23 protein-coding genes and 1 pseudogene are annotated in these 24539 nt (G+C 65.0%); 14 read left to right on the top strand and 10 right to left on the bottom strand.

The genetic code is table 11. The annotated features are described in order from the left end of the window. Positions 1–5 precede the first annotated feature (5 nt). The 8 genes from AMD14_RS08410 to AMD14_RS08380 form a co-directional block, all read right to left on the bottom strand. Positions 6–1181, bottom strand: a complete 1176-nt coding sequence (locus AMD14_RS08410) for a LacI family DNA-binding transcriptional regulator (protein WP_016849915.1) — start codon at positions 1179–1181, stop codon at positions 6–8. Between the two features lie 140 nt (positions 1182–1321). Further along, positions 1322–2167, bottom strand: a complete 846-nt coding sequence (locus tag AMD14_RS08405) for a transporter (RefSeq protein ID WP_040107603.1) — start codon at positions 2165–2167, stop codon at positions 1322–1324. A 327-nt stretch (positions 2168–2494) separates the two neighbouring features. Continuing rightward, positions 2495–3229, bottom strand: coding sequence for a DUF2058 domain-containing protein (locus AMD14_RS08400; protein WP_011050998.1), 735 nt, complete (start codon positions 3227–3229; stop codon positions 2495–2497). Positions 3230–3247: 18 nt separating this feature from the next. Next, entirely contained in the window at positions 3248–3484 is a 237-nt protein-coding gene (locus AMD14_RS08395; RefSeq protein ID WP_011050997.1) for a SlyX family protein, read from the bottom strand. Then, entirely contained in the window at positions 3477–4826 is a 1350-nt protein-coding gene (locus AMD14_RS08390) for a UDP-glucose dehydrogenase family protein (RefSeq protein WP_011050996.1), read from the bottom strand. The genes AMD14_RS08395 and AMD14_RS08390 overlap by 8 nt, the downstream gene beginning before the upstream one ends. A 25-nt stretch (positions 4827–4851) precedes the next feature. After that, the gene (locus AMD14_RS08385) at positions 4852–5775 is read right to left on the bottom strand and encodes an FKBP-type peptidyl-prolyl cis-trans isomerase (protein WP_234336743.1); all 924 of its coding nucleotides are present in this window, start codon (positions 5773–5775) and stop codon (positions 4852–4854) included. Then, a complete protein-coding gene (locus tag AMD14_RS25255; protein WP_223301068.1) occupies positions 5693–5878 on the bottom strand; it encodes a hypothetical protein in 186 nt (61 codons plus the stop codon). Before AMD14_RS25255 ends, AMD14_RS08385 begins: the two co-directional genes overlap by 83 nt. Positions 5879–5913: 35 nt before the next feature. Then, on the bottom strand, positions 5914–6471 hold the full coding sequence (locus tag AMD14_RS08380; RefSeq protein ID WP_011050994.1) for a glutathione peroxidase: 558 nt from the start codon (positions 6469–6471) through the stop codon (positions 5914–5916). Between the two features lie 134 nt (positions 6472–6605). Here AMD14_RS08380 and AMD14_RS23085 point away from each other — a divergent pair, with 134 nt between their 5' ends. The 7 genes from AMD14_RS23085 to AMD14_RS08350 all read left to right on the top strand — a co-directional run bounded on the left by AMD14_RS23085 (position 6606) and on the right by AMD14_RS08350 (position 11254). Then, entirely contained in the window at positions 6606–6854 is a 249-nt protein-coding gene (locus AMD14_RS23085) for a hypothetical protein (RefSeq protein ID WP_015472303.1), read from the top strand. 2 nt (positions 6855–6856) lie between these two features. Further along, the gene (locus AMD14_RS08375; protein WP_003483692.1) at positions 6857–7219 is read left to right on the top strand and encodes a GntR family transcriptional regulator; all 363 of its coding nucleotides are present in this window, start codon (positions 6857–6859) and stop codon (positions 7217–7219) included. Beyond that, positions 7216–8091: an ABC transporter ATP-binding protein gene (locus tag AMD14_RS08370; protein ID WP_005913764.1), complete on the top strand. Its 876-nt coding sequence runs from the start codon at positions 7216–7218 to the stop codon at positions 8089–8091. Before AMD14_RS08375 ends, AMD14_RS08370 begins: the two co-directional genes overlap by 4 nt. Beyond that, a complete protein-coding gene (locus AMD14_RS08365; protein ID WP_005919828.1) occupies positions 8088–9074 on the top strand; it encodes a hypothetical protein in 987 nt (328 codons plus the stop codon). The genes AMD14_RS08370 and AMD14_RS08365 overlap by 4 nt, the downstream gene beginning before the upstream one ends. 10 nt (positions 9075–9084) lie before the next feature. Further along, positions 9085–9903 carry a DUF4097 family beta strand repeat-containing protein gene (locus AMD14_RS08360; protein ID WP_011050993.1) on the top strand — a complete coding sequence of 273 codons (819 nt, stop codon included), beginning with the start codon at positions 9085–9087 and terminating at the stop codon, positions 9901–9903. Positions 9904–9934: 31 nt separating this feature from the next. After that, the gene (locus AMD14_RS08355; RefSeq protein WP_003483683.1) at positions 9935–10465 is read left to right on the top strand and encodes a DUF2884 family protein; all 531 of its coding nucleotides are present in this window, start codon (positions 9935–9937) and stop codon (positions 10463–10465) included. Between the two features lie 366 nt (positions 10466–10831). After that, complete coding sequence (locus tag AMD14_RS08350) at positions 10832–11254, top strand: hypothetical protein (protein ID WP_003483680.1); 423 nt, start codon at positions 10832–10834, stop codon at positions 11252–11254. A 122-nt stretch (positions 11255–11376) separates the two neighbouring features. Here the strand turns inward: AMD14_RS08350 and AMD14_RS08345 are convergent, their stop codons facing one another. Beyond that, positions 11377–12780, bottom strand: coding sequence for a class II fumarate hydratase (locus AMD14_RS08345; RefSeq protein WP_011050990.1), 1404 nt, complete (start codon positions 12778–12780; stop codon positions 11377–11379). 283 nt (positions 12781–13063) lie between these two features. On the opposite strand from AMD14_RS08345, the gene AMD14_RS08340 reads away from it, so the two are divergent. Then, entirely contained in the window at positions 13064–14386 is a 1323-nt protein-coding gene (locus AMD14_RS08340; protein ID WP_011050989.1) for a hemolysin family protein, read from the top strand. A gap of 10 nt (positions 14387–14396) precedes the next feature. On the opposite strand, the gene AMD14_RS08335 is transcribed toward AMD14_RS08340, so the two are convergent. Continuing rightward, the gene (locus AMD14_RS08335; protein ID WP_015463033.1) at positions 14397–15347 is read right to left on the bottom strand and encodes a CAP domain-containing protein; all 951 of its coding nucleotides are present in this window, start codon (positions 15345–15347) and stop codon (positions 14397–14399) included. A gap of 195 nt (positions 15348–15542) precedes the next feature. On the opposite strand from AMD14_RS08335, the gene purB reads away from it, so the two are divergent. The 6 genes and pseudogenes from purB (at position 15543) to sucB (ending at position 24481) form a co-directional block, all read left to right on the top strand. After that, positions 15543–16910 (top strand): adenylosuccinate lyase, encoded by a 1368-nt coding sequence (gene purB / locus AMD14_RS08330; RefSeq protein ID WP_003483672.1) that lies wholly within the window; start codon positions 15543–15545, stop codon positions 16908–16910. A 259-nt stretch (positions 16911–17169) separates the two neighbouring features. Further along, positions 17170–17559: pseudogene (locus AMD14_RS08325) on the top strand (DUF3060 domain-containing protein); the annotation flags it as partial. Positions 17560–17804: 245 nt separating this feature from the next. Beyond that, the gene (locus tag AMD14_RS08320; RefSeq protein ID WP_011050986.1) at positions 17805–19292 is read left to right on the top strand and encodes a ribosomal protein uL16 3-hydroxylase; all 1488 of its coding nucleotides are present in this window, start codon (positions 17805–17807) and stop codon (positions 19290–19292) included. Beyond that, complete coding sequence (locus AMD14_RS08315) at positions 19289–20218, top strand: GNAT family N-acetyltransferase (protein ID WP_011050985.1); 930 nt, start codon at positions 19289–19291, stop codon at positions 20216–20218. Before AMD14_RS08320 ends, AMD14_RS08315 begins: the two co-directional genes overlap by 4 nt. Positions 20219–20398: 180 nt before the next feature. Then, complete coding sequence (locus tag AMD14_RS08310) at positions 20399–23227, top strand: 2-oxoglutarate dehydrogenase E1 component (protein ID WP_005919841.1); 2829 nt, start codon at positions 20399–20401, stop codon at positions 23225–23227. A gap of 42 nt (positions 23228–23269) precedes the next feature. After that, positions 23270–24481: a dihydrolipoyllysine-residue succinyltransferase gene (sucB, locus tag AMD14_RS08305; RefSeq protein WP_011050984.1), complete on the top strand. Its 1212-nt coding sequence runs from the start codon at positions 23270–23272 to the stop codon at positions 24479–24481. Positions 24482–24539 lie beyond the last annotated feature (58 nt).

Here is a 24539-nt window from a genome sequence, read left to right as displayed (position 1 = left end):
CCTGGTCAGCGGCCTGAGGCCTTGGTGGGGGAATGGGCGGATGGACCGCTTGGGGGAGGTGGTGACATTCGCGTTGTGGGTCCGCAGGCGCTGCTCGCACGAATATTCAGTGCGACTGCGGCGGTCAGCTGTTGTGCGGCAAGCTCGGGGCTACCGATGCGTTGCAGCACCAATTGCGCAGCCTGCCTGCCCCGCGCACGCGGGTCTGCAGCCAGGGTGGTCAATGCAGGCGTGAACAGCGCCGCTTCGGCGATATCGTCGAAGCCGGTCACCGCGAAGTCGCGGCCGGGTACGAGGCCGTGCTTGGCCAGTGCCGCCATCAAGCCGAGCGCAACGGTGTCGTTGTAGCAGACCGCCGCAGTCGCTGCCTGCGCCGTACTGTTTAGCAAGCGCGCCCCGCAGACTGCGGCGTCCTGGCGATTTGGAGCCGACTCGACGTAATGCGTTTCCAGGTCCGCCTCCTGCATCGCACGCGCGTAGCCGGCGCGGCGCTGGCGGCAGGAACTGGATGCGGCATGCCCACCGAAGAACACGATACGCCGATGACCTTGCGCGATCAGATGCGAGCAGGCCACGAACGCGCCTTGTGCGTTGTCGAGCGCCAGCAGATCCCATTGCGCGCCTTCCACCTCGCGATTGAACAGCACCACGTTGCGCTGGCGGCCGAGCACCTGGCTCAGCGCCTGCGCCTGGCTGCCTTCGGCCGGCGACAGGATGATGCCCGCCGGCGTGTGCTCCATCAGCGAGGTCAGCACTGCTTGTTGACGCTGCGTCGATTCGCCGGTGCTACCGAGCAAGGTGACATAGCCGGCTGCGCCCAGTGCTTCGTCGACGCCGGCGGCGAACTCGGCAAAAAACGGGTTGGACAAATCGTTGATCACCAGCGCGACGCTGGACGAGGTGCGCTGGCGTAAGTTCGCCGCGGCGCGGTTGTAGACGTAATTCTGCCGATCCAGCTCGGCCTCCACGCGCGCGCGCGTGCTCGCATGCACGAGCGGGCTACCGCGCAGCACCAGCGACACCGTTGCGCGCGAGACACCAATGGCGCCGGCGATATCGCGTAACGTCACCGCGCCGCGCCGCGCGCCCGGCGTCGCGTCGTCCGCCGTCATCTCGGGTGTCGGCTTGGCTGGCGTCACGTGGCAAGCCTTGCGGTGGAAGAAAGACGCATGCAGTGGCATCAAATTGGATCGATCCAATTAGGCCTTTTCCGCGCAGCCAATGCATGCGGCAGTGCAACATAGCTCATCTGGCACCAGGCTGAGAGGCCCAGGGCAACGCGCCGACTGGTCAGTGACCCAGCAGCGGCGGTTCGCGCCGCTCACTCAAACGCGATCGACAGTCCGATGCCACCCTCCCAGTCCGGGCTTTCCGAGGTCAGTCCGCGCAACACCGACACATCCAGCTGCATCGCATGCGGCAGCTGCCATGCGCCACCCGCGCCAGCCACACGCGCATGCTCGCTGCCGGTGTCCAAGCCCGCTTCCACATAGCTGCTGAAATGGTCGCCGGAGAAAAACGTGTAATTGGGAGAGAACGTCCAGGTGTGCCCGTCGTCGTCGCGCGCGTAATTGACGTATAACGCGAGGGCGCGCTGCTGCGCCAGATCCCAGGATGCAGTCACCCCGAGTTCGCGCGAGTAGCCGTCGCTGAAGGCCGGGCTGCCGGTCGGGATGCTGTAAGTGCCCAACGCAGCCCAATGAAAGTTCTCCGAGCGCGATGGCAAGGCCACCTTCAACCCGACACTGCTGTCGCCACCGCCACGCACCCGCGCGCCACCGCCATGCTGCCAGTTGTAGCTGTCGCTCCCGAGTTGCAGCTCCACATCCTGGAACAACCCCAGACGCAGCAGCGTGTCGGCAGTGTATTGGGTCGTGCGCTGCCCGCCGCTGCGATCGGTACTCGCATCCGGCAAGCCCTGTTCCCACGCAAACGCACCTGGCTGCAACGCCTCCGCAGCGAACGGAATGCCCGGCCGGTCGAACGCTGGCGCATCGTCTGCCTGCGCGGCGGCGTGCCCGCTAGCGACGCACAGCGCAAGCATCGCCAAAGCCGACGGCGTTCGGCGCCGCGCCCGCACCGGCACGCGAACAGGCGCACGAGAGACGACGGCCGCCACGGCGTTGGATTTCAAGGATTTCGACCACAGGGACATATGCAGCACCATTGGCAGGACAGAGCAACCACGCAGGGACGAGGCCACGGCAGAGGCGCCAGCCTGCATCGATACGTAACGGCGCGCATGGTGCCGCGCCGCCTGTGACCGGCTTGTATAGCGGCGCTCTGGTTGTTGTCTGCCGGGTTAGCGGTCAGGGTGAGCCCCGATGGCAGCGCGGCACCATGATCAGACAACCAGCATGCGTTCTACGCCCGACAATCCGATGGCCGCCCTCTGGCTTACGCGGCGGCTGCGCGCTTGCTGCCTTCGGAAAAATGCCTAAAAAAAGGGCACCCGTAGGCGCCCGTATACAACACACACCACGCAGCGCGCGTCTTACCAGACCAGATCGTCGGGCACCTGATATTTCGGATCAGCGTACGGGTCCTCGCCCGCTGGTGCGTTTGGGTCCACTTTCAATGCCACCGATGGGGCGAACACCGCTTCGGCTTCGGCGAGAAGCTCGGCAGTCACCAGCAGATAGCGTCCGTTGAGTTGCAGCACGCCCAGCTCCCCGGTGTTGAGCGCCTTGAGCTGATCGGCGTTGACGTAAATGCGCTTGATCTTGCCGCCATACGGAAAGTGCCGGGCGATATCCGCAGCGGCATCATTCAGGCCCTTGTCCTTCACTAGCGCTTCGAGCTTGGCCTTGGCTTCGCGACGCAGACGTGCTTCTTCCTGCTTCACTCGCTCGGCTTCGATGCGCTCGTCCTTCTCGCGCTGCGCACGGATCGCATAGGCCTTGGCCAGATCGATATCTTCGCGCGTGCGCGCCGGCCTGGGGCCACGGCGATCTGCAGCGGGATGCTGCGGACGCGGCGCTGCACCGGGCTTGCCGTCATGACGACGCTCGGGCCTGCCAGCGGGTTTGCGCTCGCCATGGCCATCGGTCGCCGCAGCGGCATGCGGACGCTGCGGCCCCCTGGCCTGGCCCGGCCGATTACCCCCGGGTGCTGGCTTGCCACCATTGCCATGCGCACGCGCTGCAGGACGTGCATCGGGTTTGCGTTCGGGCTTGGGCGCGGACTTGAAGCCCAACCCAAGCAACTGGTCACGTAAGGTATCGCTCATGGCGGTGGCAATCTGCAATCAGTAGTGCGGAGGCGGCGGTTCGTCCACTGCATCGGCAAACAATGTGGAGCGCACCTTGCCCAGATCCTCGAGCAGGTGGCGGATCAATTCGGCATTGCGTGCGCCCGTCAAACGGGCGTCTGCAAGTGCTTCACTCAGTTCGTTGAGCGCCTGCTCCTGGAAGGAGAGGCGCGTTTCCAATTCGATCAACCGCGCTTCCAGCGCGCGGTCTTGCAGCGGGAGTTGCTCATGCATACAGCGAACGGCCTCGTCCAATGGCGTAGTACGCCAGACCTGCGGCTTCGATCTCTTGCGGGTCGTAAAGGTTGCGGCCGTCGAAGACGACATCGTCCTTCAAGGCCTGCTTGATCTTGCCGAAGTCCGGGCTCCGGAACTGCTTCCACTCGGTAACCACGACCAGTGCGTCGGCATCTTCCAGTGCAGAAAAGGCATTGTCGCAGAAGGTCAGATCATCGCGCTCGCCGAAGATGCGCCTGGCTTCGCGAGTGGCTTCAGGGTCGTAGACGCGCACGGTGGCACCGGCTTCCCACAACTGTTCCATCAAGCGACGGCTGGACGCAGCACGCATGTCGTCGGTATTGGGCTTGAACGCCAGACCCCACACCGCGAAGGTCTTGCCGGCCACAATGCCGGCACCCTCGGTGCCGTAATGCCGCTGCACCAGTTCGAACAGATGGCCCTTCTGCGCGTTATTGACGCTTTCCACTGCGTTGAGCAGGGTCGGCTGCATGCCGTACTGCTCGGCCGTCTTGGCCAATGCCTGCACGTCCTTCGGGAAGCACGAGCCGCCGTAACCGGCGCCGGGATAGATGAAGTGCCAGCCAATACGCGGATCAGAGCCGATGCCGTTACGCACCTGTTCGACGTCGGCACCGACACGCTCGGCAATATTGGCGATCTCGTTCATGAAACTGATCTTGGTCGCCAGCATCGCGTTGGCCGCGTACTTGGTCAGCTCGGCCGAACGCACGTCCATTTCGACGATGCGATCGCGGTTGCGATTGAACGGTGCGTACAGGCGACGCATGCGCGCAATGGCTGCCGGCTTCTTGGCGCCGATCACGATGCGGTCGGGGCGCATGCAGTCGGCCACCGCGTCGCCTTCCTTGAGGAATTCGGGGTTGGAGACGACATCGAAGTCGTGCGCCACTCCGCGCGCGGCCAGTTCTTCCTGGATCGCCACGCGTACGCGATCGGCCGTGCCGACCGGCACCGTTGACTTGTTGACCACGATCGCCGGGCCGTCGATATGCCGGCCCACCGTGCGCGCAACTGCCAGCACGTATTGCAGGTCGGCACTCCCATCCTGGTCGGCCGGCGTGCCTACGGCAATGAAGGTGATCTCGCCATGCGCGATCGCGGCAGCCGCGTCGCTGGTGAAGCGCAACCTGCCGGCGGCATGGTTGGCCTTCACCATCGGCTCCAGGCCGGGCTCGTAGATCGGAATCAGCCCGCGATTGAGGGCATCAAGCTTGGCTTGATCGATATCCACACAGACGACCTGATGCCCCACTTCCGCCAGGCAGGCACCGGTCACAAGACCCACGTAGCCGGTGCCGAAGATCGCAACGCGCATGGAATGAACTGCCTCCTGCGGAAGATCAGGGAAGGATACCCATCAGTTCGACATCGAACGTCAACGTTGCGTCAGGTCCGATCGGCCCTCCTTGCGTGCCGTTCGGGCCATAGGCCAAGTTGGATGGAATCCAGAAACGGTATTTCGAACCGACCGGCATCAACGCCACGCCCTCGGTCCAACCGGGAATGACTTGATCCAGACCGAACTCCGCCGGCTGGCCGCGCTGGTAGGAACTGTCGAAGACCTGCCCGTTGAGCAGCTTGCCTTCGTAGTTCACACGCACCTTGCTGGTCCGCATCGGGCGCTCGCCGCTACCCTGGCGCAACACCATGTACTGCAGGCCGGACGCGGTGGTGATCACGCCCGTCTCGGTCTTGTTCTTGGCAAGGAATTCATTGCCCTGCTGGCGATTGTTGGCAGCGGCAGCGCCCTGCTTGGCAGAGGCGAATGCCTGCATGGTGGCTGCGGCCTCCTGCTGGGTCAGACGCGTGGTGCCCTTGGCGAACACGGTACGCACCGCTTCCATCAGGATCGACAGATCGATCTCGTCCTTGATACCGGCCAGCGACGGACCAACCGCGCGATCGCCGAGCATCAGGCCGACATTTTCCTTGGACGGTGCAGCCGGCGCGGCGCCCGGCGCCATGCCTGGCACCTGCTGGCCGTTGCGGGCAGCGAGCGCGGTACGCAATGCAGTATCGGTGGCCTGGGTCTGCTCATCCGACAACAGCGGCTTGCCGCCCTTGAATGCATTTTCGATGGCGCGTTGCATCGCGTTCACATCGATGTCCTGAGCGATCGGCTCGAACGAACGTGCCACGTCCATACCGATGGCGTAGCTGACGTTGTCGCGCGTGCTCTTATCAGACGATGCATTCAAAGCTGGCTTCTCCTTGGTGGCCGCTGCGGCCGGTTGCTGCGACATCGCCGGCATCGACGCCGCCATTGCCACCATCAGTAACGACGCCGCCGCGCCGCGCTTTCCCATCTTCATTCGATGCACTTCCCAAAAGTGAAAAGACACGCCACCGATGGCGTTGAATGCGCATTGTCGCACGCGCGCGCGGCGATGCGAGCGCTGCGCTCAGCGCGCCGGCGCCTTGAGCTCGCGTTCGATTGCTGCCAGCACGCTCGGATCGTCCGGTTTGATCTTGCTGGGGAACTGCGCAACCACCCGGCCATCGCGACCGATCAGATACTTGTGGAAATTCCAGCCCGGCGCCACGCCAGTGGCCTGGGTCAGGCGCTGATACAGCGGCGTTGCCTCGGCACCCAGCACATGGACCTTCTCAAACATCGGGAACTTCACGCCATAGGTCAGCGTGCAGAATTCCTGGATCTGCTTCTCAGATCCCGGTTCCTGTCCTTGGAAATCGTTGGACGGAAAGCCCAGCACGGTGAAGCCGCGGCTGCCGAAGCGATGGTTGAGCGCTTCCAGACCTTCGTACTGCGGGGTGAAGCCGCACTTGCTGGCGGTGTTGACCACCATGACAACCTTGCCGCCGTAGGTACGGTTCAGGTTGATCGGCGTCTTGCCGGCCAGCGGCCGGTACTCCACATCCAGTACCGGGGTGCCGGCAGCGAACGCAGGCGTTGCAAAAAAGCCAGTCAATACAAGAGCTAGCAGACGATTGAGCAACATGAGCAATGCCCTTCGATAGTTGAGGCGGCGCACCGATAAAGGGGTGCCATCAGTTGGGGATGACAAACAGTTGACTACCTGCGTGTCGGTGTTATAGTTGAATACAACACCAGTCATCCAACGCAGGGGAAAGCATGAACAGCACACGCTTCACGCGACCAGTTCCGCTGTTGCTGTTCGGCAGCACCCTGTTTGCCATTGGTTGCCTGGGAGCCGCTTCCAGTCAGGTGACGGAGTCCGGCGCCGATTATGGCGTGTCGGAGGCGGTTACGGAAAACGCGACAACTCCCCCCGAAGCGCGTTCCCGGCCTGGCCGGCATGTGCGCGCTTCGCTGTCGATGCCCTATTTCTCCTTCGCGCAGGCCCTGCGCCCACGGAGCTGATCATGAACGACATTCAGTGGAGCGACGGCGCTCCCATCTACCGCCAACTCAAGGAACGGGTGATTGCCATGATGCTCGATGGAATTCTCAAGCCCGGCGATGCCCTGCCCTCGGTGCGCCAGGTGGCGGCCGATTACCAACTCAACCCCATCACCGTCTCGCGCGCCTACCAGGAACTGGCCGACGAGAATCTGGTGGAGAAACGCCGCGGCCTGGGCATGTTCATGACCCCGGAAGCCGCACAGAAGCTGCGTGGCAGCGAACGCGAGCGTTTCTTGAATGAAGAATGGCCCGCCGTGCTGGAAAGGATCCAGCGCCTGGGACTGTCCATCGACGATCTGTTGCCACAGGGAAAAACACCATGACCGCCGTCTCCTCCGACCATGTGGTCGATGCACGTGGCCTGCGCAAGGCCTACAAGCATCGGCTCGCGCTGGACAACACCAGCTTCACCATCGCCGCTGGCCGCATCATTGGATTGATCGGCCCCAACGGCGCCGGCAAGACCACTGCGCTCAAGGCGGTGCTGGGCCTGACCGATTTCGCCGGCGAGTTGCAGGTGTTGGGCATGGATCCGCGCACGCAGCGCAACGCGCTGATGAACGAGGTCTGCTTCATTGCCGATGTGGCGGTGCTGCCGCGCTGGCTGCGGGTCGGCGAAGCGATCGATTTCGTCGCCGGCGTGCATCCGCGTTTCGATCGCGCCAAGTGCGAGCGCTTCCTGGCCAATACCCAGCTCAACCGCAAATCGCGGGTGCGCGAGTTGTCCAAGGGCATGATCGTGCAGCTGCATCTGGCGCTGGTGATGGCCATCGACGCACGCATCCTGGTGCTGGACGAACCGACCCTGGGCCTGGACATCCTCTACCGCAAGCAGTTCTACCAGCGCCTGCTGGAGGATTACTTCGACGAGCAGAAGACCATCATCGTCACCACCCACCAGGTCGAGGAGATCGAACACATCCTCACCGATGTGATGTTCATCCGCGACGGCCGCATCGTGCTCACCGCCGATATGGAAAGCGTCTCCGAGCGCTACACCGAAGTCCTGGTCGGTGCCGATCAGCTGGATGCAGCACGCGCGCTGAAGCCGATCGACGAGCGCGGACTGCCGTTCGGCAAGACCGTGATGTTGTTCGATGGCGCGCCGAAAGAGCAGCTCGCCCGTTTTGGCGAAACCCGCAATCCCGGCCTAGCCGACCTGTTCGTTGCGGTCATGAAGGGGACCTACGCATGAATGCAGTGACCAACAAAGCATCACCCGCACGCACCTTCGCCTGGCTGCTCAAACGCGAATATTGGGAGCACCGTGGCGGCTTCGTGTGGGCGCAGTTCATCACCGGTGGCATTGCGGTGTTCTTCGCGCTGCTGGGCGCGGTGATCGGTGCGATCAGTGCGCGCCGCAACATGGTCGGCGACAGCATCGCCATGGACGACCTGGCCGAATACACCCGCACGCTGGGCCAGGTCGGCGACGGCCTGCTGCTGGGCGGCATCGGCATCGCGTCGGTAGTCCTGGCGTTCGTGGTGTTTTTCTATGCGCTCGGCAGCCTGTACGACGACCGCCGCGACCGCAGCGTGCTGTTCTGGAAATCGTTGCCGGTGTCGGACGTGCAGACGGTGTTGTCCAAGGCCGCCTGGGCGTTGCTGCTGGCGCCGCTGATTTCCATCGCGATCGGTGCGGCGGTCGGCATGGCGCTGTGGTTGATCGCCATCGTTGGCGCCTTGATTGCAGGTGTGCCCAGCCCATGGGCGCTGGCGACCCATTCGCACCCGTTTTCGCTGCTATGGCTGTTGCTGAAGACCGTTCCGATGAGCCTGTTGTGGGCGCTGCCGACCGTGGGCTGGCTGATGTTCTGCTCGGCCTGGGCCAACAGCAAGCCGTTCCTGTGGGCGGTGCTGTTTCCGCTGCTGGCCTGCGTGATGCTGAGCATTCTCTCGGCGATGCCGGGCGTGTCGCTGCCGATCGGCTGGATCTGGTACATCGTCGGCTATCGCGGCCTGCTCAGCGCCCTGCCCGGCACTTGGTCGCCGCTTGCCGTCAGCGGCAATCTGGACAGCAGCATGATCCAGAACCCCAGCGATCTGGTGCAGTGGGCATTGCAGCACACCGATAGCACACGTGTGTATGGCAGCCCTGACATCTGGATCGGCGCAGCCATCGGCGTTGCGTTGATCGCCGCCTCCATCTATCTGCGCCGTCGGCGCTCCGAAGCCTGAGGGACGTCCCATGCGCCTGACCCTGAGCCTGGCCATCCTGCTCGCATTGCCCGGTGTCGCAGCGGCAGAGGAGCAGTGCAAATTCTCCGAACCACGCAGCCTGGACCTGCAGCTGACCGGCGTGAAGTCGGTCCTGTTCGAGGTCGCTTCCAACGACCTGCATCTGGACGCCTCGCCCAGCGGCGGCGGAAAACTGAGCGGACGCGCCTGTGCTGCCAGGGCTGAGTTGCTCAAGAGCCTGACCGTGACCCAGAAACGCGTCGGCGACAAGCTGGTGGTGACCTTGAACGATGACCGCCGGTTCTCCTTCGGCAACAGCTACTCCTACCTGGATCTGCGCGGCAGCGTGCCCAACACGGTGCTGGTGCAATTCGACGTGGGATCCGGCGATGCGCAGATCAACGGCGCCGCCGCAGTGAGCGCCGATGTGGGTTCCGGCGACATGACGATTCGTCGCACCAAGGGCCGCGTGACTGCCAAGGTGGGCTCCGGCGATGTCGAGCTGGAAGACCTGGGCGCTCTGCGCGTGTTGGCAGTGGGCTCGGGCGACCTCAAGGCGCGTGAGGTGCACGGCGCGGTCGAGGTGGCGAAAGTGCAGTCCGGCGAGGTCAAGCTGCACGGCGTCGCAGGCAACATCAAGATCGGCACGATCGGCTCGGGCGATGTCGATATCCGCGATGTGCAAGGCAATGTCAACGTGGAGTTGGTCGCTTCCGGCGCGTTGAATGTACGCAAGGTGCGTGGCGATCTGAGCGTGGCGCACAAAGGCAGCGGCGATATCGATGTGAGCGAGGTCTCCGGCAGCACGCGGGTACCGGCAGACAAATGACGACTTCTTTCAGGATGCGGGGGAATTGCTGATGAAATTGCTTGTTTCGGCGTTAGTGATGAGCGTCTTGCTGGCGGGTTGCGGCAAGTCCGAACCGACCGTCAACGTCTCCGGCCAGGCCAATGGTGCCGGCGTGACCTTTACCGGCAAGAGCCTGACGCTCAAGCGCAATGGCTTGCCCGCCGCCACCATCAGTGCCGATGGCGCGCTCAGCGTCGACGGCAAGCCGGTGGACTTGAACGAGGCGCAACGTCAGGCGATGCGCAGTTACTACGCGCAGGTGCAAGGCGTGGCCAAGAAGGGCATCGACATCGGCACCCAGGGCGCGGCGTTCGGCGCACATGCGGCGGGCGAAGCGATCAAGGGCGTGCTCAGCGGCAATTCCGATCAGATCGGCGACAAGATCGAGGCCGAGGCGGACACCTTCAAGAACAAGGCCCTGCAGATCTGCGACCAGCTGGCCACGCTGCGCACCGCGCAGGATGCAGCCGCGCACCTGGTGCCGGCGTTTGCGCCGTATTCGACCCTGACGCAGCACGACATCGACGATTGCCGCAAGTAGAGCGGCCGACAAACCGACTTCGCCCACCGACAAGCGGGCGTCGTCGGTACGCGGCGCGGCATGTGCCGCTCGTACACTGCGGCGCCTGTGCGCCCCACGCCTGGTCGACGACTAGTCGCGGGGAGGTGGCAGCGCTTCCATCAGCACCGTTCGGCAACTGCGTATCGCACCGCCTGCACAGCTGTTCGCAGGGCGCGCGCCGCTGCTGATTGGCCGGCCGGAAAGCGCCCCCAGCCGACGATGCGTGCACGGCGACCAAACAGACCGATGCCCTGCGACATTTTGGCAGGCACTGGACTGCCGCTTTGCCGATCCGCAGACCGGAGCGGGATTACACTAATGCGCTCTCCTCACTCCATCGACCCCATGAACAAGTTCGTGATGCTCTGCATGGCGCTTCTGCTGTGCACGCTTGCTGCCTGTGGCGACCAATCGTCTCGCCGCGCCGAACGCGGCAAGCCGCGCGTTGCGGTCACCACGCAGTCGGTGATGATCCGCCGCCCGCCAGCTGCCAATGCCGAAATCACCCCCGATGGCACGCTCAAGATCGACGACATCGCGCTGCCGCAGAAAGAGCCGACACGCGCCAAGCTGCAGCTGCTGTTCGGCCACCTGCAGATGTTGCGTCAGCAGGCGGTCAACGAGGCCGGCCCGGATCCGGAATACAAGTCGATCAAGCTGACCGCCACGCCCGAGATCCAGACGCTCAGTGGTCAATTGCTGGATGAAATTCCGTCGCTGCAGCCGTATCGCGAGAGCTTCGGCAATGTGCAGGCCGAGCGGCACTGACGCTTAGCCGGCTTGGCCAAGCGACGACAAATCAGCAAAATCGGTAGGAGCGCGCCGCGACAGGGCGTTATCGATAATGCCCCATCGCGCACACGTGCGCTCCTACATATGCGCTGCGGTGATCAGCCCCCGCTACCGCCGCCGGCATGGATACCGCCGCGTGTCAATGCCGTCGGGTCGAGCAATCGCCGCAGTTCCGCTTCGCCGAGCCCGCTGTCTTCCTTGGCCACATCCAGTACCGACCGCTGCTCCTTGTAGGCACGCTTGGCGATCGCCGCGGCCTTTTCGTAACCGATGATGGGGTTCAGTGCCGTCACCAAGATGGGGTTGCGGTCCAACGCCTCGCGGACGCGCTCCTGACGCACCTTCAGACCGGCAATGGCGGTGTCGGCCAACAGGCGCGAAACGTTGCCCAGCAAGGTGATCGAATCCAGCAGGTTGTAGGCGATCAGCGGCAACGTCACGTTCAACTGGAAGTTGCCGGTTTGCCCGGCGATGGTGATGGCAGTGTGGTGGCCGATCACCTGCGCGCACGCCATCACGGTGGCTTCGGGAATCACCGGATTGACCTTGCCTGGCATGATCGAGCTGCCAGGCTGCAGCGCCGGCAGTTCGATTTCGCCCAGGCCCGCCAACGGGCCGGCATTCATCCAGCGCAAGTCGTTTGCGATCTTGATCAGTGCCACCGCCAGCGCGTTGAGTTGGCCAGACAACTCCACCGCATCGTCCTGCGCGGCGAGTCCTTCGAACTTGTTTTCCGCGCTCTCGAACCTGGCTCCGCTCAGGGTGGACAAGGCCTTGGCGACCTTGCCACCGAAGCGCGGGTCGGCATTGATGCCGGTCCCGATCGCCGTGCCGCCCAGCGGCAAGCGTCGCAAGCGCTTGAGCGCGTCGTCGATACGCTCCTGCGCCGAACTCAGCTGCGCCGACCACGCGCCGAACTCCTGACCAAAGGTGAGCGGCATCGCGTCCATCAAATGCGTGCGACCGGTCTTGACGATCTTATCAAGCGATTTGGCGCGCTTGTCGATGGTCTTGCGCAGATGCTTGAGCGCCGGTTGCAGATGTTCCTGCACCGCCAGCAATGCCGACACGCGAATGGCGGTGGGGACCACATCGTTGGAACTCTGGCCCAGATTGACGTGGTCGTTGGGATGCACCGCATCCTTGCCGGCACGCGTGGCCAGGGTGGCAATCACCTCATTGGCATTCATGTTGGACGAGGTGCCCGAACCGGTCTGGTACACATCGATGGGAAACTGCGCATCGAAGCTGCCCTCGGCCACTTGCAATGCAGCGGCCTGCACGGTCTTGCCGATCGACTTCGGCAGCAATCCAAGCTCGGCGTTGACGCCGGCTGCCGCGGCCTTGATCAAGCCCAGCGCGCGAATGAAACCGCGCGGCATCGGCTGCCCGGACACCGGGAAATTCTGCACCGCGCGCTGGGTCTGCGCGCCCCACAACGCGTCGGCGGGCACCTGCAATTCGCCCATGCTGTCGTGTTCGGTCCTGAAACGTTCGCTCATCTGCACTCTCCGCACATTGCTGATTTGTGGTGATGGATGGCTGGCGGCGGGCGTACCCACGCTGGCGAGACTGTCTACGATACTCGCACGCCGCGTTGCGACGATGTCGTCGCACGCTGTCGGCTAGACTGCCTGCTGATCATGACGAGATACCAAGCCGCCATGGGCGACGAGCCTGACTGTAGAAACGCACGTTCCGCATCGGTTGCCGCGACACTGCTCATCGCTACCGCACATGCGGTGGCACGCGGATGGACCGCTCCTGCAGCGCATGGAGGCGGCCATGTTGGGTAACGTCCTGCTGCTGTTGGTGGCATTGCTGCTGGTGCTGTTGAATGGATTTTTTGTCGCCGCCGAGTTCGCGCTGGTCAAGCTGCGGCACACGCAAGCGGTGGGCCTGGCGCAAACCAACGGCTGGCGCGGGCGCTTGTTGCTCGGTGTACACGCGCATCTGGATGCGTATCTGTCGGCCTGCCAGCTCGGTATCACGCTGGCTTCGCTCGGATTGGGCTGGGTCGGCGAGCCGGCTTTCGCACATCTGCTGCAACCGCTGTTCGATACGCTGGGCCTGTCGCCGGAAGCGGCACAATTCACTGCGCTGGCAATCGCCTTCAGCTTGATTTCGTTCCTGCATATCGTGCTGGGCGAACTGGCGCCCAAGACCATGGCGATCCGCCGCCCGGAACGCATGTCGTTGTGGACCGCTGCGCCGCTGTACGTTTTCTACTGGCTGATGTACCCGGCCATCTGGGTGCTCAATACCAGCGCCAACCGCTTTCTGCGCCTGCTCGGCTGGGGCGAGGTGGAACATCACTCGCATCGTTACTCACGCGAGGAACTGATGCTGATCGTCGGCCGCCAGGACCCGAACGCCGCTGCGCCCGACCAGGGGCTGGCCTTGATGAGCCACGCGTTGGAATTGCCGGATCTGGTCGCCGGCGATTTGATGCGCCCGCGCGAGCACATGCGCAGCCTGCGCGAAGGCATGACCCTGGAGACGGTGCTGGCCGAATTCAGTGAGTCGCGCTACAGCCGCTACCCCTGGTTCGATGCCGATGGCGAACAGGTACTCGGCATCCTGCACACCAAGGATTTGCTGGTGGCGATGGCACGCGGCCAGAACCTGGACGATCTGCGCCCGCTGCTGCGCCCTCCCACCGTGCTGACCCTGGAAACGCCGATTCCCAACGCGCTGGAGCAATTCCGCACCGGCACCACCCATCTGGCGCTGTGCGTGGAAGAAGAAGGCCGCATCCTGGGCTTTTTCACCCTGGAAGACCTGCTGGAAGTGGTGGTTGGCGACATCGAGGACGAGCACCGACACGTGGTGCGCGATGCCCCGATCCGTGGCCAGGACGGCTCGCTGCTGGTCGCCGGCAGCACCTCGATCTTCCGCCTGGAACGCCTGCTCGGTCAGGACCTGAGCGCGCCGGACCACGTCAATTCGGTCGGCGGGCTGATCCTGTGTCAGCTGCAGCGCCTGCCCGAGGAAGGCGAAACGCTGGAGCTGGATGGTCACCTGCTGACCGTGCGGCGCATGGCAGGCCATCGCATCCAGGCAGTCACGGTGCGCCCGGTGGGCGAAGCCGTCGACGCGGCCAGCTGATGCCGTCGATTCAGTCGGCGGACGCGCGAGCCGATTGGCCGATGCGAAACCAATAACGGTAATCGCGCGACTGCCCGCCGAACCGCACCCCGCGGATGGTCACGTCGTAGATCACACCCGGCTGCAGGCGCGGCACCCGGAACTGCAGGCTATTGGGCACCCCGAAACCTTCGTGGTCGTCGCTCAGGTTGCGTACCTGCAGCTGGCGTCCATCGCGCTCGCGGATCTGCACCTGCGCATCGGCGTAGTCGACATCGCGATTGGCGAACTTGCGCTTGCGGTCCGGCAATGCGGTGAACGACAACAGCGCATCGTCGGAATAGTAGCGGCCCGGGTACTCGCCGATCGGCCAGGCGATGAAATCCTCACGCGTCCGCGCCGCGACGCCGACCGCCGGAACGAAGCGCAGCGCGGCACCGCTACTGAACGTGGCGCCGTCGCGACCGGCCACCATGCCGAAGGCGACGCGTTGCAGAAACGGATCCAGCAGCCAGCGCCGGTGCCCCAGTCCACCGGCGCTGACGTTGTTGGCGTCGGTCAGCCACTCGATCACGATCTGTTCGGCGCTGGAGAAACGCAGCAGCGGCGAGCTGACTCCGCCGTAGATCAGGCTACGGCGCGCGCCCTTGGCTGCAGTGTCGGAATAGCAGCGCCAGTCCGGCGTCGGCGTATGGCTGAGGCGGCCGTTGGCGGCAATCACCAAGGCCGCCTGGGTGGCTTCGGGCTCGGCCGCCGGGTCGTCGTCGACCGCGTCGAGCCCGTGCAGCCGACGGATGTCGTTGATCAGCGCCAGCACGTGTTGCCGCTGCGCCGGCTGCAGGTCTCCGGCGCGGCAGCTGGCGATCGCAGGCGGGGTGCGATACAGCGCCGCCGCCTGCGCGGCGAAGTCGGGATCCTGCGCGGCGGCGGGCAGCGCGGCGGTAAAGATCGCAAAGGCGAGGCGAGCGAAGATCGGGCGCATGGCAGCCGGAACAGCGCAGGGAGCTCTACCATAAAGTGCAGGTCGCGCCATGTCGGGCTCCTCTGCCGCGCAGGTAGCCCGCCATTCAGCCATTCTGCCGTGGGCTTGGGAACCCGTTTTGCAGGGCACCGGGCCTGCCCGCAGCCTCGGCGGCGTAGAATGCTGGCCCCACCGTCACCGCTGCCTCTCCTGCCCATGTCGGATTCCGCTCTGCTCGCCCTGTCCCCGCTCGACGGCCGCTACGCCTCCAAAGTGGATGCGCTGCGCCCGATCTTCTCCGAATACGGCCTGATCAAGGCGCGGGTCAAGGTCGAAATCGAATGGCTGCTGGCACTGGCCGCCGAGCCGGGCATCGCCGAACTGGCGCCGTTCTCGCCGGCTGCCACGCAGCGGCTGCGCGCCCTGGCCGACGATTTCGGCGTGGCCCATGCCGCGCGGGTCAAGGAAATCGAGCGCACCACCAACCATGACGTCAAGGCGGTGGAGTACTTCATCAAGGAGCAGCTCAAGGACGATGCCGAACTCGGCCCGGCGCTGGAATTCGTGCACTTTGCCTGCACCAGCGAAGACATCAACAACCTGAGCTACGGGCTGATGCTGGAGCAGGCACGCCGTCAGGTGTTGCTGCCCAGCCTGGATGGTATTACCGCCGCGCTGCGCACCCTCGCCCACGCCCAGGCCGCCCAGCCGATGCTCTCGCGCACCCACGGCCAGACCGCCTCGCCCACCACGCTGGGCAAGGAAATCGCCAACGTGGTCGCGCGCCTGGAGCGCCAGCGCAAGCAGATCGCCGCGGTCGAACTGACCGGCAAGATCAACGGCGCGGTCGGTAATTACAACGCGCACCTGGTGTCGTACCCGGACCTGGACTGGTCGGCGTTCGCACAGCGTTTCGTGGAAAGCCTGGGCCTGGTGTTCAACCCCTACACCACCCAGATCGAGCCGCACGACAATGTGGCCGAAATCGGCGATGCCAGCCGCCGCGCCAACACCATCCTGATCGACCTGGCGCGCGACATCTGGGGCTATATCTCGCTGGGCTATTTCAAGCAGAAGCTGAAAGAGGGCGAAGTTGGCTCCTCGACCATGCCGCATAAGGTCAACCCCATCGACTTCGAAAATGCCGAGGGCAATTTCGGCATCGCCAACGCGCTGTTCGAACATTTCTCCGCCAAGTTGCCGATCAGCCGCTGGCAGCGCGACCTCACCGATTCCACCGTGCTGCGCGCACTCGGCACCGCGTTCGGCCATACCCAGGTCGCGCTGGATTCGCTGGCCAAGGGCCTGGGCAAGCTCACCGTCAACCCCGAGCGGCTGGATGCCGACCTGGATGCGGCCTGGGAAGTGCTGGCCGAAGCCGTGCAGACGGTCATGCGCCGCCACGGCCTGCCGAACCCCTACGAACAACTCAAGGCGCTGACCCGCGGCCAGGGCATCACCGCCGCCTCGATGCAGGCCTTCGTGGAAAGTCTGCAACTGCCGGAACAAGACAAGCAGCGCCTGCGCGCGCTCACCCCGGGCGCCTACACCGGGCTGGCCGAGCAGCTGGCGCGCGCGATCTGAGCTGACCGAACCGCGAGCTTCGGTGGGAGCTTGCGAAGCGGGCCACGTCATCGACCTCATCGGCGAGGCGTCATCGGCATCAGCGCATGCCGATGACGCACGATCAAGGCCAGTGATGACGACGCCTCGCGTCGGATGCGTCGCACGGCCTTAGCGGACTGGATGGTTGGCGAGGACCTGCACATGGGTGACCTGACCGGACTGCTATCGTGCCGGCCTTGCTTTTCACCAGACCGGCGATGCGCGTCACCCACACGGCACTGTCCCTGCTCCGGCCAGCGGCGCAGACTGTGCCGGCAAAGATGTCCGGCTGACCCGAGATGACAGCGAATGGATCCTGCACGGCGCGTGCGGCACGGTCACCATCACCGCCTCGCGTGGCGCGATGAATCTGGACACCGCGCGCAGCATTCGGCTGGAGGGAAGCAACGTCACGGTACTCAACAGGCAACTCGGTCAGCTCAGCGTGAGCGGTCACGACAACACGCTCAATCTGACCGATGTCGATCGCGTGGACATACAGGGCAACAGGAATCTGGTGCTGGCGCGCGCCGTGAAACAGGTGCGGTTTTCCGGCAACGACAACACCGTCAACCCTTCCAGCAACCCCTTACGGGACGATCGCGGCAGCGGCAACAAGGTGATGTGATGCGCGCCGGTGCGCTACCGCGCGCGCGGCGATCGGCGTGCGCGGCAGGCGCCACCATGCCGCTCGCACGGCCATCAGCACGAAGAAGCGATCGGAATCGCTGGCCAGCCCCGCAGCGGCGAACGGGAGCCGGCTCGCTGCGCGCCGCACAGGTGCACATCCGGCTCGGGCAGTCGACAATAGGCCATTGGCGCCGGCCGATGCCGCGCACCGCACTCTCTATCTACATCGTGTAAGGACCCCACATGGCCGTACGTAAAGCGACCCCACTTGCCATCGAAGTCCAGGCCCGTCCGGGACAGCCGCTGGGTATGCCGGTCGAGCGTTTCCTGCGCAATTACTGGCACAAGCACCCGCTGTTGATCCGCAATGCGTTCGCGGATTTCGCCTCGCCGCTGCAGCCGGAAGATCTGGCCGGGCTGGCCTGCGAAGACGGCGTGCTGGCACGCCTGATCAGCCACGACCGCGCCACCGACGGCTGGGACGTGCGCACCGGCCCGTTCCAGGAAACCGATTTTCCCGGCCTGCCCGCCCATGACTGGACCTTGCTGGTGCAGGACGTGGACAAATGGGACGCCGACGTGCGTGCCCTGCTGGAGCACTTCCGCTTCCTGCCGCGCTGGCGTATCGACGACATCATGATCAGCTTCGCCGCCACTGGCGGTTCGGTGGGCGCGCATGTCGACCACTACGACGTGTTCCTGCTGCAGGGCCAGGGCCACCGCCGCTGGCAGATCGACGCGCGCACCGTCCAGGGCCGCAAGGCCACGCCGTTGGCGTTCCGCGACGATGTCGAACTCAAGCTGCTACGCGAGTTCAAGCCCACCCACGATTGGGTGCTGGGCCCGGGCGACATGCTCTACCTGCCGCCGCTGATCCCGCACCACGGTGTGGCCGAAGACGCCTGTCTGACCTTCTCCATCGGCACCCGCGCACCGTCCTCGGCCGAGCTGATCGGCGATTACCTGGACACCTTGATTGCCGATGCCGACGAGGCCGTGCGCTATCACGACGAAGACCTCAAGGTGCCGGCCGACCCCTACGAAATCGACGTCACCGCGATGAACCGCGTGGTCGCTGCGCTCAATGCGCTGCGCATGAACGACCCCGACCGTCTGGGCGACTGGTTCGGCCGTTTCATGACCACCTACCGCGCCTCCGGCGACGTGGTGCCGGCGCCCGAGCCGATCCCGCGCGAAGCGGTCGAGCAGGCGCTGGAAGAAGGCGTGCTGCTGCACCGCCACCCGTGGTCGCGGCTGGCCTGGCGGCGCGCCAAGCGCGGCGCCACGCTGTTCTGCAGCGGCCTGGAGTTTGCGCTGTCGGCCAAGGATGCGTCCCGTCTGGCCGCGGCCGAAGAGATCGACGGCACGCTGTACGCGCAGTTGTCCCCGCGTGGCCGCGAGGTGGTACTGGAGCTGCTGGCACACGGCCACTACCAGCGCGCCCACGAAGATGCCGAGGACGCCATCGCAGACGACGACCACGCGCATGCGCTGAGCGTGTCGGCCGACCACGACGACGAAGACTCCGAGGACGACGCGCCGGAGGCGGACGAAGACATCGATGCCGACGCCGATGTCGAACAGGTTGCCGACGCTGCCGATACCCCGCCAGAGGCGTTGGAGGCCGATGTCGAACCCGGCGACGATGCCGAAGCCGAGCAGGACGTCGACAGTGCGATCGCCGACGAGACCGATTCCGACGACAGCGACGACACCACCAAGCCTGCATGACCGCGCACGCCAGACCGCAGATCGTCACGCTGGACCCGGCCGCCGACGCCGCGGCGCTGCGTGCGCTGCGGCTGGCCTGCGCCACCGACACCGCTGGCGCCACCGGCGGTGTCCAGTGGGATGCATTGGACCCGCTCAGCCTGCATCTGGCCGTACGCGCCGAGGGCCAGCTGATCGCCTCGGTGCGGCTCACCGCCGACCGCCGCCTCGACCGGCTCGGCGTTCTGTCCAACTGGCGCCGCCGTGGCGTGGCGGACCAACTGCTCGCTGCCGCAGTCGACGCGGCACGGCAGCGCGGCTGGCCTGGCCTGCGCGCATGTCCCAGCCCTGCTGCGGAAGCGGTCTTCGCGCGCCTGGGCTTTCTGCCCGACGCTGGCACCCTCTCCTCACCCGAGCGCATTGGCCAGACCCACGATGCGCCCGGTACCGTCGTGCACCGTCGCCTCGACGGCCCGATGGCAGTGGACTCCTTCACCGCAGCCTTGGCCGCCACCACCGGGCTGCTGTGCGCCGCGCGCCGCCAGGTGCTGATCTACACCCGCGCCCTGGACCCGGCCCTGTTCGACAACGCCGCGGTGCTCGACGCGCTGCGTCGTTTCGCCACCGCCCGCCACGACAAGCGTGTACATGTCCTGGTGCAAGACACCGCCAGTGCCGCGGCCAGCAGCAGCGCGATGCTGCGCCTGGCACAGCGCCTGCCCAGCGTGTTCCGGTTCCGCGCGGTCAGCGACCCGGTCGATGCAAGTTTTGCATCGGTCTATGTTGTCGGCGACGACGCCTACTACTTTCGTCCAACAGGTCATCGCTTCGATGATGGCGAAACCTGGCTGTCGGGCGCAGCGCGCAGCCGCCAGCTGGAGCGCGAATTCGCGCAGATATGGGAGCGCAGCGCGCTCTGGAACGAGCCGCGCGCGCTCGGCATCTGATGCCGCAGCGCCCCTTGCACGTAGGCGCGCGCGCGATTGGTCTACCCCGTCGGTCAGCTTGCAGACGCCCCCTCACTAGCGCAAGGGGGTATAATTTTTCGAGATTTGAGACCGACCGATAGGGCATCTCGCCCTGCCGCTTCCGCACAATCATCCCCACAGCAGACCCGACTTACCATCGTGGATAATCTCCTAAAGCAGTTCGCGCAGTCATCGCAACTCGCCGGCGGCAACGCCGCCTATATCGAGGATCTGTACGAGCAGTACCTCGTCGCCCCGGACAGTGTCGATCCGAAGTGGAAGAGCTACTTCGATGGTTTCGAAGGTCGCGGTGCCGGTGATGTGCCGCACTCGGCGGCCATCGCCCACATCCTCGCCGCCTCCAAGCAGGCTGCCAATGCCGGCACCGGCGCAGGCGCCAGTGACGAGCGCGAGCGCAATGTCGGCCGTCTGATCACCGCCTACCGCGCCCGTGGCCACCTCGGCGCCCAGCTCGACCCGCTGGGCCTGGTCCCGCCGGTCAACCCGCCCGACCTGGACCTGCCGTTCCACAGCCTGTCCCAGGCCGATCTGGACAGCGAGTTCAGCACCGGCGGTGTCGGCGGCCAGCCGCGGATGAAGCTCAAGGATCTGCTGACGCGCCTGAAGGCGACCTACGCCAGCAGCATCGGCGCCGAGTTCATGCACATCCAGGAGTTCGATCAGCGCCAGTGGATCTACAAGCGCCTGGAAGACGCCGGCGGCAAGATTGCCGGCGATGCGGCCAGCCGCAAGCGCACCCTGGAGCGGCTCACCGCTGCCGAGGGCCTGGAGCGCTACCTGCACACCAAGTACGTCGGCCAGAAGCGTTTCTCGCTGGAAGGCGGCGATTCGCTGATCCCGATGATGGACGAGATCATCCGCCAGTCCGGCAACGATCAGGTCAAGGACATCGTGATCGGCATGGCCCACCGCGGCCGCCTCAACGTGCTGGTCAATACGCTGGGCAAGAACCCGCGCAAGCTGTTCGACGAATTCGAAGGCAAGTTCGAGCATGCCCATGACGACCGTGCGCACACCGGCGACGTCAAGTACCACATGGGCTTCTCGGCCGATATCGCGGTGGGCACCGACAAGCAGGTCCACCTGGCGCTGGCCTTCAACCCCTCGCACCTGGAAATCGTCGACCCGGTCGTGGTCGGCAGCGTGCGTTCGCGCCAGGAGCGTTTCGGCGATGCCGAGCGCAAGAGCGTGCTGCCGATCCTGATCCACGGCGATGCCGCATTCGCCGGCCAGGGCGTGGTGATGGAGCTGTTCCAGATGTCGCAGGCGCGCGGTTTCGCGGTCGGCGGCACCGTGCACATCGTCGTCAACAACCAGATCGGCTTCACCACCAGCACCCGCGACGACGCCCGCTCCACGCTGTACTGCACGGACGTGGCCAAGATGATCGGCGCGCCGGTCTTCCACGTGAACGGCGACGATCCGGACGCGGTGATGTTCGTGTCCAAGCTGGCTTATGAGTTCCGCCAGCAGTTCAAGAAGGACGTGGTCATCGACCTGGTCTGCTACCGCCGCTGGGGCCATAACGAAGCCGACGAACCGGCAGCGACCCAGCCGGTGATGTACCAGACCATCCGCAAGCACAAGACCACCCGCGAGCTGTACGCCGCCAAGCTGGAAAGCGAAGGCGTGCTGAGCGCCGACGAGGCCAAGGCGCTGGTGGACGGCTACCGCAACAAGCTGGATTCGGGCGAGTACACCACCGAACTGGCCAAGCGCAAGCCGGACGAATTCGCCATCGATTGGTCCAGGTACCTGGTCGGCACCGCTGCCGATCCGGTGGACACGCGCGTCAAGCGCGACCAGCTGGACCGCCTGGCCAAGCTGATCACCACCATCCCCGAAGGCGTCGAACTGCACGCCCGCGTGGCGAAGATCTACGAAGATCGCGTCAAGATGGCCGCCGGCGATCAGCTCGGCGACTGGGGCTTTGCCGAGAACCTGGCCTACGCCACCTTGCTGGCCGAAGGCCACAAGCTGCGCTTGGTTGGGCAGGACGCCGGCCGCGGCACGTTCTTCCACCGTCACGCGATCCTGCACGACCAGAAGACCGACGACTACTACCTGCCGCTGCGCCAACTGGTGCAGAACCCGGAAGACGCCACTGTCATCGACTCGTTGCTGAGCGAAGAAGCGGTGATGGGCTTCGAATACGGCTACTCCACCACCGACCCGAATGCGCTGTGCATCTGGGAAGCGCAGTTTGGCGATTTCGCCAATGGCGCGCAGGTGGTGATCGACCAGTTCATCGCCGCCGGCGAGGCCAAGTGGGGCCGCATCGCGGGCCTGTCGCTGTTCCTGCCGCATGGCTACGAAGGCCAGGGCCCGGAACACAGCTCCGCACGTCTGGAGCGCTTCCTGCAGCTGTGCGCGCTGGAGAACATGCTGGTCTGCGTGCCGACCACGCCGGCGCAGTGCTTCCACATGATCCGCCGCCAGATGCGCATGACGACCCGCAAGCCGCTGGTGGTGATGACGCCCAAGTCGTTGCTGCGCCACAAGCTGGCGGTGTCGAGCCTGGAAGAACTGGCCGACGGGCAGTTCCAGCATCTGATCCCGGACGCCAAGGCCGACGCGGCCAAGGTCAGGCGCGTGGTGCTGTGCTCGGGCAAGGTCTATTACGACCTGCTCGAAGACCAGACCAAGCGTGGCCAGGACGATGTCGCCATCCTGCGCGTGGAGCAGCTGTATCCGTTCCCGCGCGCGCAGCTGGCGGCCGAACTGAAGGCCTATGCCAACGCCACCGATGTGGTGTGGTGCCAGGAAGAACCGCAGAACCAGGGTGCGTGGTACCAGATCCGCCACCACCTCAACTTCTGCCTGGCCGGCGGTCAGAGCCTGCATTACGCCGGCCGTGCCCGTTCGCCCTCGCCTGCCGCCGGCCACATGGCCGACCACATCATCGAGCAGCAGAAGCTGGTCGCCGATGCGCTGCTCAACCCGTTCAACGACCAAGTCGCTGAATAACTCCTCTTCCCCAAAGAACGAAAACCCTAGGACGCTCCCCGAATGGCCACCGAAGTCAAAGTTCCGGTACTGCCCGAATCCGTTTCCGACGCCACCATCGCCAGCTGGCACAAGAAGGCCGGCGAAGCGGTCAAGCGCGACGAGAATCTGGTCGACCTGGAAACCGACAAGGTCGTGTTGGAAGTTCCTTCGCCGGTCGACGGCGTACTGAAGGAAATCAAGTTCGAAACCGGCAGCACGGTCACCAGCAACCAGATTCTGGCGATCATCGAAGAAGGCGCTGTGGCTGCGGCGGCACCAGCTGAAGAGAAGCAGGCCGCTGCCCCGGCTGCGACTGCTGCGGCACCGGCTGCCGCTCCGGCACCGGCAGCCGCCGCGGCGCCTGCTGCTTCCAAGTCCGCTGCCGATTCGCTGCCGCCGGGCGCGCGTTTCTCCGCGATCACCCAGGGCGTGGATCCTTCGCAGGTCGAAGGCACCGGCCGTCGTGGCGCGGTGACCAAGGAAGACATCGTCAACTTCGCCAAGGCCGGCGGCGTCGGCAAGGCCTCTGGTGCCCGCCCGGAAGAGCGCGTGCCGATGACCCGCGTGCGCAAGACGATCGCCAAGCGCCTGATGGAGTCCAAGAACTCCACCGCGATGCTGACCACCTTCAATGAAGTCAACCTGGCCAAGGTGTCGGCCGCGCGCAAGGAGCTGCAGGACGAGTTCCAGAAGGCGCACGGCATCAAGCTCGGTTTCATGAGCTTCTTCGTCAAGGCTGCCGCCAACGCGCTGCAACGCTTCCCGCTGGTCAACGCCTCGATCGACGGCGACGACATCATCTATCACGGCTACAGCGACATCTCGATCGCGGTGTCGACCGACAAGGGCCTGGTCACGCCGGTGCTGCGCAACGTCGAGCGCCAGTCGTTCGCCGATGTCGAGCAAGGCATTGCCGACTACGCCGCCAAGGCGCGCGCCGGCAAGCTGGGCCTGGACGACCTGCAGGGCGGCACCTTCACCATCACCAACGGCGGCACCTTCGGCTCGCTGCTGTCCACCCCGATCATCAACCCGCCGCAGAGCGCCATCCTGGGCATGCACGCGATCAAGGAACGTCCGATCGCCGAGAACGGCCAGGTCGTGATCGCGCCGATGATGTACCTGGCGCTGTCCTACGACCACCGCATCATCGACGGCAAGGACTCGGTGCAGTTCCTGGTCGACATCAAGAACCAGCTGGAAAACCCGGGCCGCATGCTGTTCGGCCTGTAAGCGCCGGGAATCGGGAATGGAGATACGGGAATGGGACAAGCGCCCATGGACCGCTCCA

Source organism: Xanthomonas citri pv. citri (genome assembly GCF_000961215.1).
In the GTDB taxonomy this organism is placed as follows: Bacteria; Pseudomonadota; Gammaproteobacteria; order Xanthomonadales; family Xanthomonadaceae; genus Xanthomonas; species Xanthomonas cissicola.
The sequence above is the reverse complement of the archived record's forward strand: the minus strand, read 5'-3'. Positions and strand labels throughout refer to the sequence as shown.

Bases quoted from the DNA above. Each gene is read 5' to 3' on its own strand.
- AMD14_RS08410 (WP_016849915.1), bottom strand. From the start codon at position 1,181: ATGCCACTGCATGCGTCTTTCTTCCACCGCAAGGCTTGCCACGTGACG.
- AMD14_RS08405 (WP_040107603.1), bottom strand. From the start codon at position 2,167: ATGGTGCTGCATATGTCCCTGTGGTCGAAATCCTTGAAATCCAACGCC.
- AMD14_RS08400 (WP_011050998.1), bottom strand. From the start codon at position 3,229: ATGAGCGATACCTTACGTGACCAGTTGCTTGGGTTGGGCTTCAAGTCC.
- AMD14_RS08395 (WP_011050997.1), bottom strand. From the start codon at position 3,484: ATGCATGAGCAACTCCCGCTGCAAGACCGCGCGCTGGAAGCGCGGTTG.
- AMD14_RS08390 (WP_011050996.1), bottom strand. From the start codon at position 4,826: ATGCGCGTTGCGATCTTCGGCACCGGCTACGTGGGTCTTGTGACCGGT.
- AMD14_RS08385 (WP_234336743.1), bottom strand. From the start codon at position 5,775: ATGGCGGCGTCGATGCCGGCGATGTCGCAGCAACCGGCCGCAGCGGCC.
- AMD14_RS25255 (WP_223301068.1), bottom strand. From the start codon at position 5,878: ATGCGCATTCAACGCCATCGGTGGCGTGTCTTTTCACTTTTGGGAAGT.
- AMD14_RS08380 (WP_011050994.1), bottom strand. From the start codon at position 6,471: ATGTTGCTCAATCGTCTGCTAGCTCTTGTATTGACTGGCTTTTTTGCA.
- AMD14_RS23085 (WP_015472303.1), top strand. From the start codon at position 6,606: ATGAACAGCACACGCTTCACGCGACCAGTTCCGCTGTTGCTGTTCGGC.
- AMD14_RS08375 (WP_003483692.1), top strand. From the start codon at position 6,857: ATGAACGACATTCAGTGGAGCGACGGCGCTCCCATCTACCGCCAACTC.
- AMD14_RS08370 (WP_005913764.1), top strand. From the start codon at position 7,216: ATGACCGCCGTCTCCTCCGACCATGTGGTCGATGCACGTGGCCTGCGC.
- AMD14_RS08365 (WP_005919828.1), top strand. From the start codon at position 8,088: ATGAATGCAGTGACCAACAAAGCATCACCCGCACGCACCTTCGCCTGG.
- AMD14_RS08360 (WP_011050993.1), top strand. From the start codon at position 9,085: ATGCGCCTGACCCTGAGCCTGGCCATCCTGCTCGCATTGCCCGGTGTC.
- AMD14_RS08355 (WP_003483683.1), top strand. From the start codon at position 9,935: ATGAAATTGCTTGTTTCGGCGTTAGTGATGAGCGTCTTGCTGGCGGGT.
- AMD14_RS08350 (WP_003483680.1), top strand. From the start codon at position 10,832: ATGAACAAGTTCGTGATGCTCTGCATGGCGCTTCTGCTGTGCACGCTT.
- AMD14_RS08345 (WP_011050990.1), bottom strand. From the start codon at position 12,780: ATGAGCGAACGTTTCAGGACCGAACACGACAGCATGGGCGAATTGCAG.
- AMD14_RS08340 (WP_011050989.1), top strand. From the start codon at position 13,064: ATGTTGGGTAACGTCCTGCTGCTGTTGGTGGCATTGCTGCTGGTGCTG.
- AMD14_RS08335 (WP_015463033.1), bottom strand. From the start codon at position 15,347: ATGCGCCCGATCTTCGCTCGCCTCGCCTTTGCGATCTTTACCGCCGCG.
- purB (WP_003483672.1), top strand. From the start codon at position 15,543: ATGTCGGATTCCGCTCTGCTCGCCCTGTCCCCGCTCGACGGCCGCTAC.
- AMD14_RS08320 (WP_011050986.1), top strand. From the start codon at position 17,805: ATGGCCGTACGTAAAGCGACCCCACTTGCCATCGAAGTCCAGGCCCGT.
- AMD14_RS08315 (WP_011050985.1), top strand. From the start codon at position 19,289: ATGACCGCGCACGCCAGACCGCAGATCGTCACGCTGGACCCGGCCGCC.
- sucB (WP_011050984.1), top strand. From the start codon at position 23,270: ATGGCCACCGAAGTCAAAGTTCCGGTACTGCCCGAATCCGTTTCCGAC.